This is a genomic window from Microbacterium candidum (genome assembly GCF_030315975.1).
In the GTDB taxonomy this organism is placed as follows: domain Bacteria; phylum Actinomycetota; class Actinomycetes; order Actinomycetales; family Microbacteriaceae; genus Microbacterium; species Microbacterium candidum.
The window spans coordinates 711585-726323 of the sequence record NZ_JASXSZ010000001.1 but is presented as its reverse complement, the minus strand read 5'-3'; the positions used below and the strand labels follow the sequence as shown (position 1 = coordinate 726323).

Sequence of the window (14739 nt, the reverse complement as noted above, 5' to 3'; positions counted from 1 at the left end):
TGCGACGCGGTCAGAGCTCGATCTGGGAGCCCATCACGATCACGCGGTCCCGCGGCAGGCCGAAGTGGTTGCTCGCGTCGGCGGTGATGTGGGATGCGGCGAGGAACAGGCGCTTGCGCCACCGGGCCATGCCCGGGCTGTCGCCCTCGCGCAGTTCGATCTTCGACAAGAAGTAGGTCGCGTTATCCAGGTCGAGCGGTCCTTCCGACTGCTCAGGCGGCAGCGACCGCAGTGCGAGCGGCACATCCGGAGTCTCGATATAGCCGAACCGGGTCCTGACGTACAGGATGCCGTCCGTCGGGTCGCCGAGGTCGTCGACGCGGAAGCGATCCTCCTCGTCGAGGCGCGGCACGGTGTCGACATCCACGGACAGGATGATGACCCGCTCGTGCCGGACGTGGTTGTACTCGACGTTCGCGCGCAGCGCGAGCGGGGTCGTCGCACTCCCCGGGTTCAGGAAGATCGCCGTCCCGGGCACCTTGTCGACGAGATTCGGCTTGGTACGCAGGTTCTGCACGAACTCGACCAAGGACCCCTCGGCCTGGGTGCGCCGCGCGGTGATCAGCTGCCGTCCGCGTTGCCACGTGGTCATGACTGTGAACGCGGCGAGACCGATCGCCAGCGGCAGCCACGCCCCGTGGAGGAACTTCGTCAGGTTGACGGCCACGAAGAGCAGGTCGACGGTCACCAGCACGACGGCTCCGCCCCACAGCACCCATCCGGGCGTCGTCCAGCGTTGTCGGGCGAGGTAGAAGAACAGGATCGTCGTGATCGTGATCGTCCCCGTGACCGCCATGCCGTAGGCGAAGGCGAGGGCCGCGGAACTGCGGAACGCGAAGACGAGCGTGATGACCGAGACCATCAGGAACCAGTTGATCCACGGCACGTAGATCTGCCCGTGCGTCGACGAGGAGGTGTGCGCCACGCGCAGCCGCGGCAGATAGCCCAGTCCACTGGCCTGCGCGGCCACCGAGAACGCCCCCGAGATCACGGCCTGGGATGCGATCACGGTCGCCGCCGTCGCCAGGATGACGAGCGCGAACTGGCCCCACCCGGGAGCCAGCAGGAAGAACGGCGCAGACAGGTTCTTCGGGTCCTTGAGCAGCAGCGCCCCCTGCCCGAGATAGCTGAGCGCGCACGCGGGGAACACCAGGAACAGCCAGCCCAGAGAGATCGGGCGGCGTCCGAAGTGGCCCATGTCCGCGTACAGCGCCTCGGCTCCCGTCACCGACAGGACGACCGCGGCGAGAGCGAAGAACGCGATCTGGAAATGCCCGACGAGGAACCCGATCGCGTAGGTCGGGAGCAAGGCGAGGAGGATGCCGGGGTCCTGCGTGATCCCGCCGATCCCCAGCACCGCGATCACCACGAACCACAGCAGCATGACCGGCCCGAACAGTCGGCCCACGGCCGCGCTGCCGAACTTCTGCAGGAGGAAGAGCACGAGGAGGATCACCGCCGTGATCGGGACGACCCACTCCGTCAGCCCGGGGTTGCTCACCTTGAGGCCCTCGACCGCCGAGAGCACCGAGATCGCGGGAGTGATCATGCTGTCGCCGAGGAACAGCGCCGCGCCGAGCACGGCGAGTGCGGACAGGAAGACGACCGTGCGCGTCCTGCCGCGCGGCGCCCACCGGCGCAGCAGGGTCAGCAGCGCCATGATGCCGCCCTCGCCGTCGTTGTCCATGCGCATCGCGAGGAGGACGTACGTGACCGTCACGATGAGGGTGACCGACCACACGATGAGCGAGACGACGCCGTAGAGGTTGTCCGTCGTCAAGGGCACAGGATGGGGGTCGTTCGGGTCGAACACCGTCTGCAGCGTGTAGATCGGGCTTGTGCCGATGTCGCCGAAGACGACGCCGAGCGCGCCGACGATCAGGGCGAGCCGCAGGGGACTCCGCGCCCTTCCGACAACGCTGGTCGGATCCGTCACGGTGGTCACGAGACGAAGCGTAGAGCGCCCTGCGGGCGAGCATGCCGGTCCCTAACGAGATCCTTACGGCGGGCCGGATCACGCCAGGAGAACGAGCACTCCTGCGTCATCCTCGCGCGTGGCCGTAGACGAGCGCCATCCGCGGTCCTAGCATTGCGCTGTCGCACGCCGACGGCCCCCAGCGGACCGGGTCAGACGAACGGCCCGAGCAGAGCGGAGCCGAAGATGGCTGATGCAGCAGTGGAAACCGTGAAGACGGACACCGGACTCATCCGGACGGTGGGGTTCTGGGGGCTGAGTTTCGTGTCCCTCGGTTCGATCATCGGGTCGGGCTGGCTGCTCGGCGCGCTCACCGCGGCGTCGGTCGCGGGCGGCGGCGGGTCACTCGTCTCCTGGGTGATCGCGGCGATCATGATGATGGTCCTCGCCCTCATCCATGCCGACCTGGGTGCCGCGTACCCCGTCGCGGGCGGAACCGCCCGGTACCCGCACTACGCGTTCGGCGGGTTCGCCGGATTCACAGCCGGATGGACCACATACCTCCAGGCGGTCGCGATCGCGCCCCTCGAGGTCGAGGCGTCCCTCAGCTACATCAACTCGGTCGGCAACGTGAAGAACGTCTTCCCGCTGGTGCACACCGACGGCACCCTGACCATCCAGGGCATCATCGTCGGAGTCCTCGCCATGGCGCTGTTCGCCTTCATCAACCTGGGCGGCGCGAGATGGCTGTCGGACAGCAACACCGGGATCGTCCTGTGGAAGATCTTCGTCCCGGTCGTCACGATCATCACGCTGCTCGCGCTGAACTTCAACATCGGCAACTTCACCGCCGGCGGCGGGTTCGCCCCGTTCGGCTGGCACGGGATCTTCGCCGCTCTTCCCGCGGGCGTCGTCTTCGCCCTGCAGGGGTTCGAACAGGCGACCCAGATGGCGGGCGAATCCGTGAACCCGAAGAAGCACGTCGCCAAGGCGATCATCCTCGCCATGATCGTGGGCGCGGTCATCTACATCGGCCTGGAGATCGCGTTCGTCGGTGCCCTGAACCCGACGGAACTGGCCAAGCACGGCTGGGCGCACCCGATCGGCGTGGGCGACTACGGACCGTACTACACGCTCGCGATCTCCCTCGGGGTGACGTGGCTGGCCGTCATCCTGATCATCGATGCCGTCCTGTCTCCCGGCGGCACGGGCCTCATCTACGTCGGCACGACGTCGCGCATCTCCTACGCGCTCGGCCTCCCGGATGCCCTCACGCGCACCTCGAAGCGGGGCGTGCCGACGTGGTCGGTCATCGTCGCCACAGTCTTCGGCATCCTCTTCCTCCTACCTGCGCCGAGCTGGCAACAGCTGGTCACCGTGATCACCGGCGCCACCGCGATCATGTACGGCTTCGCCCCTGTGGCGCTCGGCGCCCTGCGGAAGAAGGACCCGGACCGCACGCATCCCTACCGGGTGCCGTTGCCGTCCGTCATGCTTCCGCTCGGCTTCATCTTCGCCAACCTCATCGTCTACTGGGGCACCTTCATGGTGACGTGGGAGCTCGCGATCGGCGTGGCCGTCGGGCAAGTCATCTTCATCGTCGCGGGCCTGTTCCGGCACCACCGGGCGGACCTGTCCACGGCACGGTGGAGCTCGGCGATCTGGATCTGGCTCTGGATGGCCGGCCTCATCGTCATCGGCTACTTCGGCAACTACGGCGGGAAGGGCATGATCCCCGGCGACTGGGACATCGTCGTCGTCGCGGTCTTCTCCCTCGCGGTCTTCTACTACGCCGTGAACACCGGACAGCACACGGCGAACATCAAGCTCGCCGTCGCTCAGGATCTCGCGAAGGATGCCGGCGTGGAGCTCGCGCCCCAGCCCGGCATCGCCTGACCGCGATCTGCGCAGGAGACGACTCGGCGCCCCTCCCGGGGAAGAGGGACGCCGAGACGGGCTGGTGGAACGACTATGCGTCGACGGTCTCGCCGGTGACGACCTGCGCGCGCAGCGGCATGAGGGCAGCGGCGACCTCGCCGATCGTCTCGTCGTCGACGCCCGCCTCCGAGAGCGCTGCGGCGGCGTGGCCGATGACGCTGTCGAAGTCCGCGTCGGTGATGCCGCGTCCGGCGTGCGCCGCACCCATGTCGAGTCCCTTGTAGCCGTTCGGGCCGCCGGTCGCGGCCGCGAGGAACAGGGCCATGTGACGCTTCTGGTCGATCATGCGGGTCTCGGTGAAGTAGGGCGCGAGGGTCGGGTCGCCGGCGATCCGCAGGTAGAGGCCGTCGACGACGGAAGCGATGCCGGCGCCTTCGCCGAGCTGCTGGTAGAGCGTCTTGTCGGTCATGGGGGTGCTCCGATTCGGTGGGGGTGGGGGTTTCGCGGGGCTCAAGCAGGAGGGGCGGCGGGCGGGGTGCTGCCGAGGCGGCCGAGCTCCCGCTCGATCGACTCGAGCAGCGAGTGCGCCTGCGCAGCCGCCATCCGCGTGAACTGGCGTGCGCGGACGACGTCGTCGGGGGATGCCGCGCCGGCGGCAGCCAGGTCGTCGGTGGCGAACGCGGCGGTGGGCGCCTGGTCGGCGGCCCACTGGCTGCCGGCCGCGGCATCCTGAACCGGCGCACCCTCAACCGACGCGCTCTGAGCCGTGCCCGCCTGCTTCTCGATCTCGTGTGCGGTCTGCTGCGCTCGCTCGATGATCTCGCGGTACTGGTTGCGCGCGGTCTCGATGAGGTCCTTCGAGTACGCCTCCGCCTCGGTGACGGCATCGTCGGCGATGCGCTGGGCGGAGCTCAGGAGGAGGACGGCGCGGCTCGAGATGTCGGTGTCCTCGGAGCTGAGGCTCGCCGTCAGATCGTGCTTCTCGCGCCAGGCGAGCTCGAGGGCGTCGGCGGCGGCCGCGAGGAGCGCACGCACCTCGTCCCGTTCGTAGCCGTCGGTCTCGCTGGAGAACGACACGGTTCGCAGCTGTTCCGGTGTGATGGAGACGGATTGAATCCCTGACATGTATGTCGCCTTCTAGGAGATGCCGAGCCCCACGCTCGGCTGGATGACATCGCGCGCGCCTGCCTGTGCACGCGCTTCGCTGGCCTGCTGGGTAAAAGGGTCTTCGTACTTCTCGCAGAGGATCCGGTCTGCGGGGATCCCGGATCGCTGCAGGGCTGCGGTGGTGTGGTCGACCATCCCGGGCGAGCCGCAGACCATGGCGGCGTAGTCGTCCCAGGGCCCGTCCGCGGCGGCGAGGTCGCCGACGAGTCCGCGCGGGCCCGGGTACGACGGGTCGTCCGAGACCGCGAACCGCGTCGTCAGCCACGCGGCGTCGCGGTGCTTCTCGAGCTCGGGCTTGGCGTAGAAGCCCCAGGGATGCCGCACGCCGTGGTAGAGCGCGACGCGAGGCCCGCTCCCCGTCGTGCGGTGGCGCTCGGCGACCTGGTCGAGCACCGCGAGCAGGGGCGCCAGCCCCGTGCCTCCGCCCACCAGGAGCAGGTCGGGCCAGGCGCGGTCGGCGGGCAGGGTGAGCAGCTCGCCGATCGGCGGGCCCAGGCGCACGCGATCGCCCGCCTTGACGTCGCGCAGGATCGCGCCGCTGACCTGTCCGCCGGCGACGAGCTGGACATGGAAGGTCACGGTGCCGTCGGGGCGCGGTGCGTGCGTCGGCGAGAGGTAGCGCCACTGCCGCGGCCGCTGCGGGACCTCGAGCGCGAGCGACTGGCCGGCCCGGTAGGCGTACTGGGCGTCCGGCCGCACCGTGAGGGTGCCGACATCCATCCCCCGCCGCTCGGTCGCGACGACTTCGCCGGCCCACGTCGCCGGTTCCGACTCGACCTCTTCGGCGGCGGTGATCATCGTCGTGGCGATGAGGTTGTACGCCTCCGCCCAGTCCGACGCGAGCTCGGGCGTCCAGGTGTCGCCGAGGAAGTGCTTGAGGGTCGCGAGCAGCGACGCGCCCACCATCGGGTAGTGGGCTGCGACCGTGCCGAACTTCCGGTGGTCGCGGCCGAGATCCTGGATGTAGGGCACGACGTCGCCGACGTGATCTACGTTGCTGACCATGTGGCCGAGCGCCTTGACGAGCCGATCGCGCTGTGTCGCCATCGTGACCGGGAAGAGGTCCCGCGCCTCGGGATGGGCGAGGAACAGGTGCGCGTAGAAGTATCCGGGGACCGCGTCGCCGTGAGCTGCAACCTGAGCCCAGCTCCGCTTGAGCGCGTCTGTATCCACTGCGTCGTGTCCAATCCGTTACAAAGCCGAACCCGCCCGACGCTAACCGGGCCGCTCGGCGCGCCACAAACCCCGGCGGGCTTTCTCACGCTCTTCTCACGAAACGGTGGACGAAGCGGGCAGCACGAAGCCGCAGGAGTGGGGCCCCCGCGGTCTCATTTCTGTACCCGACGGTGGACGTCGAGGCGACGGACCGCCCTCAGGAGGCGAGCTGTGCTCGAATGACGGCGCCCGCGCGCCCCATGACCGCGAGCACGCGATCGCGCACCTCGGCGCCCCGCTCCCAGTTCGCGAGCACGGCGTACGCGATGCGGCGGTCCGGCGACATCACGAGGCCCGTGTCGGCGCGCACGGTGGAGATCGTGCCGGTCTTGTTCCACAGCCACACGTCGCGGTCGAAGTAGTAGTGCGCGAGCGGATCGAGGCCGAACGCGGACGCGACCATGGACAGGTCCATGCCCGCCCCGAGCCAGCGCTGCAGCGTGTCGGCGGAGGCGGGGCTGAGATCCGCCGCCGTCGCGGTCCGCGTGACGAACCTCACGAGCTCCTCGGCGGTGGCGTGCGATAGCCGGCGCGGTGCTCCCGGCGGCAGCGGCCAGCGGACGACGTCGTCGAGCCCGGAGTGCTCGTAGCCGAGGGCGCGAGTGTGCTCGTGCACCACGGGCAGCCCGATGACGCGGCACAGCGTGTTCGTGGCGGCGTTGTCGCTGACCGCGCCGATGAGCGCCGCGACATCATAGAGAGACAGCGTGTCGGCCTGCAGGAGGTACCAGAGACCGGAGTTGTCCATCCACTCCACGGGACGCCGCGTGACGCGCTCCTCGAGCGAACGGGTCCCGGCATCCACCTCGGTGAGCAGTCGGTGCAGCAGGAAGACCTTCCCGACGCTCGCCGTGTCGAGTTCGACCTCCGGATGGTGGCGGAACAGCGTCTCCCCCGAGTCGACGTCGATGGCGAGCGCGGAGAACCGCAGGCCCGGCACCTCCCGCTCGAGCTCCTCGAATCCGATGCTCACGGCATCCTCCTGTCCAGCTCCCTGTTCGGACTGCTGCTCATGCGAACCGCTCGTCGTCGCGCGCCCGCCCGGTCACGTGCGCGCGCAGCTGCTCGCCGATGGCGTGCATCGCGTCCAACACGGGCGCGCGAAGGTCGTCGTCGGAGTCCTTGAAGTTCGCAGCGACGGCGTACGCGACGGATGCCGCGGGCCCCGACAGATGCCCGATGTCGATACGAGCGAACGAGACGCTTCCCGTCTTGTGCCGCAGGACCATGCCCTGATACTCGGCCTCCACGTGCGCGAGAGGGTCGAGCAGCAGCGCGTCGGCGACGAGCGACGTGTCGGTGTCCGCAGCCAGCCAGTCGAGGACCCGCGCGCTCGCCGCCGGCGAGACGACCTCGCCCGCTCCGAGGCGCCGCATGAGCTCGGCGAGCTCCGCCCCCGTGCCGTAGGACGGCGTCCAGGGGAGGTCGGGGGTGCGCTCGTTCCGGATGTAGTCATGCAGCGACGTGTGCTCGAAGCCGAGCTCGGGTCCCACCGCGCGGACGGCATCCACTCCGCACAACCACAGCAGCGCGTTGGTCGCGAGATTGTCGCTGACCGCGCCGACGAGGAGCGCGGCATCCTCGACCGTCACACGCTGGTCCCGCATGCGATACAGGAGTCCGGAGTCTTCCACGCGGTGCTCGTCGGGGATCTCGATCCGCTGCGCGGGGTCGAGCTCGCCGGACTCCAACCGGCGCGCCACCTCGATCAGCAGGAACACCTTTCCGATGCTGGCCGTCTCGCACATGACGTCCGGCGTGTGCTCGGCGAGCACGTCGCCGGAGGCGGCGTCCAGGATGCGGATCGACCAGCGCACGCGCGGATCGAGGTCGGGCAGCACAACAGTCATCGGAGGGCCCCTCCGACGCTGAGGCGGACGGGCTCCCCCGGTCGCGCGGACAGGACGCCGTCGACGTTGAGCGGGATGGTGAGGGCGTTCGGGTCGTGCCCGAATCCCTGCTCCCACAGCACCGGCACGCCGAGCCCGCCCAGCTGCTCCTCCGCGAGCGCGCGCACGCGCTCGAGCGATGCCACGGGGTCGGGGCCCTCGGGGCCGTTCGGGCCGCCGCAGTTGTGCCACGACCCGAGGACGATCCCGGATGCGGCGCCGAGGCGGCCGGAACGGCCGATCGCCACGAGGAATCCGTCGAGCCGGTAGGTCTCCTCGTCCGTGTCCTCGAGGAAGAGGATGCCGGAGGGCGCCTCCGCCGCCTCGGGGGCGCCGAGCGCACCCGCGATCAGGGACAGGTTGCCGCCGGTGAAGCGTCCCTCGGCCTCGCCCGGGGCGAGCACCTCGGTGAGCGGGCCGACGATCTCGCGACCCCGCCACGGCTCGAACAGCCACCGGTTCACGTCTGCGCGAATCGCCTCGGAGTCGCGGAAGACGTCGTTCCCGGCCATCGGGCAGTGGAGGGTCGGGACATCCAGGTGGAACCGGAACGCCTCATGGAGCGCCGTGATGTCGGACGAGCCGGTGAGGAGTTTCGGCCGCCCGTCGCGGCGGAGCGCCGCATCCTGCATCCTCCCCCAGTCGATGCCGTCGAGAAGACGCATTGCGCCGTACCCGCCGCGCACGCACACGACGGCGTCCGTGTCGGGGTCGAGCCACGCGTCGACGAGGTCCTGCCGACGCAGGTCGTCCGCTCCCGCGAGGTACTTCGCCCGGGGATGCGGATCGAGCAGATGATCGCCGACGACGACGTCGAGGCCCCACTCGCGGTAGTACCCGACGGCGCGCTCGAGACTCTCGGCGCTGCCCGGACCCGATGGCGACACGAACCGCACACGGTCACCCGGCTTCAGCGGCGCCGTGTCGAGGTACGCGGAGCGGCCCGCGGCGATGAGCGGGGCGGTCATGCGATGCGCCGTTCGATGCTCGGAGCGGCTGCGAGGAGCCGGCGCGTGTAGGCGTGCTGGGGATCGAGCAGCACCTGCTCCGTCGGCCCGTACTCGACGAGCGCACCCTCGTACATGACGGCGACGGTGTCGGCGATGTTCCACGCGAGGCCCAGGTCGTGCGTGATCACGAGGGCACTGAGGTCGAGCCGGTCGCGCAGCGATAGCAGGAGGGCGAGGATCTCGCCCCGCACCGACGCGTCGAGCGAGGCGACCGGCTCGTCGGCGACCAACAGCTGGGGCCCGACGGCGAGGGCGCCGGCGATGACCGCTCGCTGACGCTGCCCGCCGGACAGCTCCTGCGGGATCGCACTGAAGAACCGTTCAGGCGGGGTCAGCTCGGCATCCGTGAGGCTCTGCGCGACCCGCTCCTGCTCGTCGCCGGAGTAGCGCTGCACGCGCAGGCCCTCGGCGACCGACTCGTAGACGCTGATCTTCGGGTTCAGCGCCGCGGACGGGTCCTGCAGCACCATCTGGACCTCGCTGCGGAAGTCGCGCAGCGCCCGGCCCTTCTTCGGGATGTCCTTCCCGCGGAAACGGATCGTCGACCCCTCGTCGGCGTGCTGGAGACCCACGATCGTGCGGGCGAGCGTGGTCTTACCCGAGCCGGACTGCCCGACGAGGGCGAGGATCTCCCCGTTGCGCAGGTCGAGGCTGACGTTCTTCACCGCGGCGAGCGGCTTCCCGCGGCCGTGATACGTCACGGTGACGTCACGGACCTCGAGCAGCACCTCGCCCGAGATCTCCCGCGACGGGGCACGGACGGCATCGCCGCGACGGGTCACCGGATTGAGGCGGGACGCCGGGTCACCGATCGTCGGGAAGGCCTCTGCGAGCTGGCGGGTGTACGGGTGCTGCGGGTTCGTGCACACCTCGTAGGCGTCGCCGACCTCGACGAGCTCTCCGTCGCGCATGATGGCGATGCGCTCGCACGCCGTCGCGAGCACCGACAGGTCGTGGCTGATCATCATCATCGAGATGCCGCGCTCGGCGACCAGGGAGCTGATCATGTCGAGGATCTGCTTCTGCACGATTACGTCGAGAGCCGTGGTCGGCTCGTCGGCGATGATGATGTCCGGCTCGCAGGCGAGGGCCATCGCGATCATGACCCGCTGCTTCTGGCCGCCGGAGAGTTCGTGCGGATAGGAGTCGGCCTTCGTCGGGACGAGATCGACTGCGCTCAACAGCTCGATCACGCGTGCCTTGCGCGCCTTCTCGGTGCGCCACCCGTCGGCGACGTGCAGCTCGAGCGCCTCCATGATCTGCTGTCCCACGGTGCGCACCGGGTTCAGCGAGTGCATGGCGCCCTGGAAGACGATGGATGCTTCGGCCCACCGCACGGCGCGGAGCTCGCCGAATCGCAGGTCGGCGATGTCCGTATCGCCGATCAGTACGCGGCCGCTCAGCTTCGCGTTGGGCGGCAGCAGGCGCAGCACGCTCATGGCGAGCGTCGACTTGCCGGAGCCGGACTCCCCCGCGACCCCGAGCGTGCCCCCGATGGGCAGCTGCAGGGAGACGTTCTTCACGGCCGCGACCGCGCCCTCGTCGTTGCGCCCGACGGTGCGGTAGGTGATCGAGACGTCGTCGAATGTCAGTTCCGGCATCTCAGCGGCTCCTCAGAGTGGGGTTCACGATCGTCTCGACGGCACGGCCGACGAGGGTGAAGGCGAGCACGACCAGGACGATCGCGATGCCGGGCACGAGGACGTACCACCAGAAACCGGCGGTCGCGGCCGACACGTCCATCGAGTTCTTCAGCACCGTGCCCCACGACTGGAGGGTGGCGTCGCCGAGCCCGAGGAACGACAGCGTCGACTCGGCGATGATCGCCGATCCGACCGTGAGGGTGGTGTTCGCCAGCACGAGCGGCAGCACCGCCGGAAGGAGATGCTTGCCGATGATGTGCCAGTCGCCGGCGCCGAGCACCCGCGATCGCTCGATGTAGTCGCGCGACTCGACCGACAGCGTCTGTGCGCGCACGATGCGCGCCGTGCCCGCCCAGGATGCGAGGCCGATGGCGATGACGATCGTCCACACCCCGCGAGAGAGCACCGACGAGAGCACGATCGCGAGGATCAGCGAGGGCAGCACCAGGAAGAAGTCGATGATGCGCATGAGCACGCCACCGGTCCACCCGGTGAAGTGCCCTGCTGCCATGCCGACGACGGTGCCGATGATCATCGACACGGCGGTGGCGGCGAAGCCGACGAGCAGCGAGACCCGCGCCCCCCAGATCATGCGCACCCACAGCTCGCGACCCTGATCGTCGGTGCCGAGCGGGTGGGCCCACGACGGCGGGGCGAAACGCGGCTGATCGAGGAGCTTGGTGACGTCCAGCATCCATGCCGGCGCGAGCAGCGGCGCGAGCAGCGCCAGCAGGATGATCACCACCAGGAAGCCGAGGCCGACCATGCCGGCCCGGTTGCGTGCGAACTCTCGGCAGAAGCCGCCGAAGGCGCGGCGGCGGCGCGTCCAGGCGACGCTGCGCGTGGACCGCGCGGCTGTAGCGACGGAGCCGGTCATCCGCGCCTCACTCTCGGGTCGAGTCGGCGGTACACGAAGTCCGCCGCCAGATTGGTGACGATGATGATCGTCGAGAAGACGACGAAGGTTCCCTGCAGCAGAGGAAGGTCGGGGCCCTGGATCGCCTCGTAGGTGAGCTTGCCGAGGCCGGGCCACGAGAACACCGTCTCGACGGTGACAGCGCCCGCGATCAGCCCTCCGATGTGCATGAAGACGAGGGTGACGGTGGGCAGCAGCGCGTTCGGCACCGCGTGACGCTTGCGCAGGTCGTCGTCCTTGAGCCCCTTCGCGCGCGCCGTGATGAGGTAGTCCGCGCTCTTCTCCTCCGCGACGGAGGCGCGCATGACCATGACGTACTGCGCATAGACGACCGCGACCATCGTGGTGACGGGCAGCACCATGTGCGACGCGACGTCGAGGATCTGGCCGATCGCATCCGGCGGAGGGTTCGGCGAGGTCATTCCGCCGGTCGGGAACCAGTGGAGCGTTCCGCCGAACACCATGAGGAGGAGGAGCGCCAGCCAGAAGGTCGGAACGGACCAGAGCACGAGCGAGGTGCCGGTCGTCGTCCTGTCGAACTTCGATCCGGGCCGCCATCCCGCCTTCTGGCCGAGCCAGAGGCCGAGGCTGATCGCGATGACCGCCGAGGTCCCGGTGAGGAGGATCGTGTTCCAGAAGTACTCGTTGATGAGCGATGCGACGCTCTGCTTGTAGACGTAGCTCTGGCCGAAGTTCAGCGTGATGACGTTGATGAGGTAGTCGCCGAACTGCTGCCACAGCGGCTTGTCGAGGCCGAGCTGGGCGCGCAGCTGCGCCATCTGCTCGGACGACATGGGATGCTGCTTCGCCATCGCGGCGACGGGGTCGCCCGGCAGGATCTTGAAGGCGAAGAACCCGAGGATGATGACCATCACGAGGCTGATCGCCGCTCCGCCGATCTTGCTGAGGGCGTATTTCAGAGCGGGCGCGCTGCGGACGGCGGCCTCGCCCTGCTCCTCGAGGATCACCGCCTCGGTGACGGGTACTGCGTCAGTCATGTTGCATCTCTTCTATGCGACGGGAGGCGCGACGGGAGCCCGGTGGCCGCGGCGGGCGGAGCCCGCCGTTCCATCATTTCCCGGGGGGGGGCCGGCGCGGGGCCCCCGGGGGCCCGGGGGGGGGGGCCCCCCCCGCGGCCACCGGATGGATCACTCGACGTCCGCGCTCTTGCGCCTGCGGACCACGATGAAGATGATCGCGCCGATGATGACGAGGAGGATCACGCCGCCGGTCACGAGGAGGCCGACGTTCGGGCCCGGGTCGCTGCCCGCGCCGTCACCGACAGGGGCGACATCCATGAAGCCCCAGTAGCCGGACTGGTTGGCGATGATGCCGCCCTTGGCCGGCATCATCCGGAAGTCGGTGAACCGGTCCGAGCGGTATGCCTCGAGTCCGTTGGCGAACCAGTACACGACCTGCGCCGTGTCCGTGTAGTTCAGCTGCAGCATCTTCTGGACGATCGCCTCGCGCTTGGCCTGGTCGGTCTCCGTCAGCGACTGCTTGTACATCGTGTCGTACTCCGGGTTGCACCACCCGTCCTGCGAGGTCGCACCGGTGCCGTCGGTCTTCGTCGGCAGGCTCGAGCACGTGTTGATGCTCAGCTGGTAGTCGGGGTCGGGCCCGACGCTCCAGCCGCTGAAGTAGATGTCGTAGTTGCCCGCGAGCGTCGCCGCGTTGATCGTGTCGGAGTCGGTCGCGACCTGCTGGATCTCGACGCCGATGGTCTTCATCCACGGCTGGAAGTACTGCGCGATGGCCTGCTCGGTCGGGTCGGTCGAGTCGACGAACAGACGCAGCGACAGCTTCTTGCCGTCCTTCACGCGGATGCCGTCGGGGCCGACCTTCCAGCCCGCGTCATCGAGCTTCTGCTTCGCCTTCTCGGGGTCGTAGGCGAGCGCGGTGACCGACGGGTCGTCGGTCGGGAGCGTCCACTGCGGGTACGACGACGGGATGAAGCTCGTGCCCGGGTTGCCGAGGCCGTTGAGCACCTTGTCCAGCAGCGTCTTCGTGTCGGTGCCCAGTCGGATCGCCTGGCGGACGTTGACGTCCTGCAGCGCCGGGTTGCCGTCGCCGAAGGCCTGGCCGTCGACCGTCTTCAGCCCGGAGTTGAAGCTGAGGGACGAGAAGCGGCGGCCGATGCCGGAGTGCTCGGTGATGCCGGTCGCGCCCTTCAGCGCCTGGAACTGCGTGGGCGTGAGGCCGGACACGAAGTCGACGTCCCCCGAGCGCAGCGCCTGCACCTGGGCGTCTGAGTTCGTGTAGTAGATGTACTGGATCTTGTCGATCTTCGGAGCACCCCGCCAGAACGTCGGGTTCGCCTTCAGCGTGATGAACTGGTTCGGCTTGTAGCTCTCCAGCAGGAACGGACCCGACCCGACGACGTCCTTGTCGTTCGCGTACTTGGCGGGGTCGGAGATCTTCTCCCACACGTGCTTGGGGAGAATCGGGACCTCGATGCCCGGGTTCGGCGCCTGCGCCGCCTTCAGGTCGATGACCACCGTCTTCTCGTCGGGGGCCTTGACGTCGGCGAAGTTGGAGACGAAGCTCCCGTTGGCCACCGCGAGGTCGGGGTTGGTCATCATCTGCTCGTACGTGTACTGCACGTCGGCCGAGGTGATCGGCTTGCCGTCGGACCACTTCAGGCCGTCCTGCAGGGTGAAGACCCACTTCTTGCCGCCGTCCTCCACCTTCCAGTGGTCGGCGAGACCCTTGGTCGGCGAGCCGTCGACGTCGCTGTTCTGCACGAGGTTCTCGTACACGTAGCGGAAGATGTTCGTCGGCAGCAGGTAGATCGACGTCCACGGGTTGAAGCTGTCGACGAAGCCGGAGGTCGCGATCCGCATCGTCTTGGCATCCTTGCCGGCAGACGGAGTGGCGGACGGATCGGCGGCGTGGACGCGGCCGGGAGCCGCGGCGTTCGCCGCGCTGATCGGCGTGATGACGATGGCCGCGGCGGCGGCCAAGGACAGAGCGCGGATCAGATGTTTGCGCTGTCGGGTAGGCATGTGAGTCCTTCCATCGATGCGGGGCCGGATGCGCGGCCCCGGGGGGATGAGTAAATGGAACAGTATGTCCAGCGTCTGGTCAACGTATTCGTACCAGATAT

General features: G+C 68.9%; 12 protein-coding genes. 1 reads left to right on the top strand and 11 read right to left on the bottom strand.

The window, feature by feature from the left end; all coding sequences use genetic code 11:
* Positions 1-10: 10 nt before the first annotated feature.
* The gene (locus QSV35_RS03380) at positions 11-1945 is read right to left on the bottom strand and encodes a potassium transporter Kup (RefSeq protein ID WP_286286700.1); all 1935 of its coding nucleotides are present in this window, start codon (positions 1943-1945) and stop codon (positions 11-13) included.
* 216 nt (positions 1946-2161) lie between these two features.
* Between QSV35_RS03380 and QSV35_RS03375 the strand changes: the two genes are divergently transcribed.
* The gene (locus tag QSV35_RS03375; RefSeq protein ID WP_286286698.1) at positions 2162-3811 is read left to right on the top strand and encodes an APC family permease; all 1650 of its coding nucleotides are present in this window, start codon (positions 2162-2164) and stop codon (positions 3809-3811) included.
* A gap of 73 nt (positions 3812-3884) precedes the next feature.
* On the opposite strand, the gene QSV35_RS03370 is transcribed toward QSV35_RS03375, so the two are convergent.
* The 10 genes from QSV35_RS03370 to QSV35_RS03325 all read right to left on the bottom strand — a co-directional run bounded on the left by QSV35_RS03370 (position 3885) and on the right by QSV35_RS03325 (position 14638).
* Complete coding sequence (locus QSV35_RS03370) at positions 3885-4262, bottom strand: group I truncated hemoglobin (protein WP_286286697.1); 378 nt, start codon at positions 4260-4262, stop codon at positions 3885-3887.
* Between the two features lie 41 nt (positions 4263-4303).
* A complete protein-coding gene (locus QSV35_RS03365) occupies positions 4304-4918 on the bottom strand; it encodes a DivIVA domain-containing protein (RefSeq protein ID WP_286286695.1) in 615 nt (204 codons plus the stop codon).
* A gap of 12 nt (positions 4919-4930) precedes the next feature.
* Positions 4931-6133, bottom strand: a complete 1203-nt coding sequence (locus QSV35_RS03360) for a globin domain-containing protein (RefSeq protein WP_286286693.1) — start codon at positions 6131-6133, stop codon at positions 4931-4933.
* Positions 6134-6332: 199 nt separating this feature from the next.
* Positions 6333-7148, bottom strand: coding sequence for a serine hydrolase (locus QSV35_RS03355; RefSeq protein ID WP_286286691.1), 816 nt, complete (start codon positions 7146-7148; stop codon positions 6333-6335).
* A gap of 37 nt (positions 7149-7185) precedes the next feature.
* Positions 7186-8025 carry a serine hydrolase gene (locus QSV35_RS03350; RefSeq protein WP_286286690.1) on the bottom strand — a complete coding sequence of 280 codons (840 nt, stop codon included), beginning with the start codon at positions 8023-8025 and terminating at the stop codon, positions 7186-7188.
* Entirely contained in the window at positions 8022-9032 is a 1011-nt protein-coding gene (locus QSV35_RS03345; RefSeq protein ID WP_286286688.1) for a S66 peptidase family protein, read from the bottom strand. The genes QSV35_RS03350 and QSV35_RS03345 overlap by 4 nt, the downstream gene beginning before the upstream one ends.
* Positions 9029-10675 carry an ATP-binding cassette domain-containing protein gene (locus tag QSV35_RS03340; protein ID WP_286286685.1) on the bottom strand — a complete coding sequence of 549 codons (1647 nt, stop codon included), beginning with the start codon at positions 10673-10675 and terminating at the stop codon, positions 9029-9031. Before QSV35_RS03340 ends, QSV35_RS03345 begins: the two co-directional genes overlap by 4 nt.
* 1 nt (position 10676) lies before the next feature.
* Positions 10677-11594: an ABC transporter permease gene (locus tag QSV35_RS03335; RefSeq protein WP_286286683.1), complete on the bottom strand. Its 918-nt coding sequence runs from the start codon at positions 11592-11594 to the stop codon at positions 10677-10679.
* Positions 11591-12631 carry an ABC transporter permease gene (locus QSV35_RS03330; RefSeq protein ID WP_286286681.1) on the bottom strand — a complete coding sequence of 347 codons (1041 nt, stop codon included), beginning with the start codon at positions 12629-12631 and terminating at the stop codon, positions 11591-11593. Before QSV35_RS03330 ends, QSV35_RS03335 begins: the two co-directional genes overlap by 4 nt.
* A gap of 150 nt (positions 12632-12781) precedes the next feature.
* Entirely contained in the window at positions 12782-14638 is a 1857-nt protein-coding gene (locus tag QSV35_RS03325; RefSeq protein WP_286286679.1) for an ABC transporter substrate-binding protein, read from the bottom strand.
* Positions 14639-14739: the final 101 nt, after the last annotated feature.

Excerpts from the sequence above, each read along its gene's own strand:
- QSV35_RS03325 (WP_286286679.1), bottom strand. The coding sequence starts at position 14,638 with ATGCCTACCCGACAGCGCAAACATCTGATCCGCGCTCTGTCCTTGGCC.
- QSV35_RS03335 (WP_286286683.1), bottom strand. The coding sequence starts at position 11,594 with ATGACCGGCTCCGTCGCTACAGCCGCGCGGTCCACGCGCAGCGTCGCC.
- QSV35_RS03375 (WP_286286698.1), top strand. The coding sequence starts at position 2,162 with ATGGCTGATGCAGCAGTGGAAACCGTGAAGACGGACACCGGACTCATC.
- QSV35_RS03370 (WP_286286697.1), bottom strand. The coding sequence starts at position 4,262 with ATGACCGACAAGACGCTCTACCAGCAGCTCGGCGAAGGCGCCGGCATC.
- QSV35_RS03340 (WP_286286685.1), bottom strand. The coding sequence starts at position 10,675 with ATGCCGGAACTGACATTCGACGACGTCTCGATCACCTACCGCACCGTC.
- QSV35_RS03350 (WP_286286690.1), bottom strand. The coding sequence starts at position 8,025 with ATGACTGTTGTGCTGCCCGACCTCGATCCGCGCGTGCGCTGGTCGATC.
- QSV35_RS03345 (WP_286286688.1), bottom strand. The coding sequence starts at position 9,032 with ATGACCGCCCCGCTCATCGCCGCGGGCCGCTCCGCGTACCTCGACACG.
- QSV35_RS03365 (WP_286286695.1), bottom strand. The coding sequence starts at position 4,918 with ATGTCAGGGATTCAATCCGTCTCCATCACACCGGAACAGCTGCGAACC.
- QSV35_RS03330 (WP_286286681.1), bottom strand. The coding sequence starts at position 12,631 with ATGACTGACGCAGTACCCGTCACCGAGGCGGTGATCCTCGAGGAGCAG.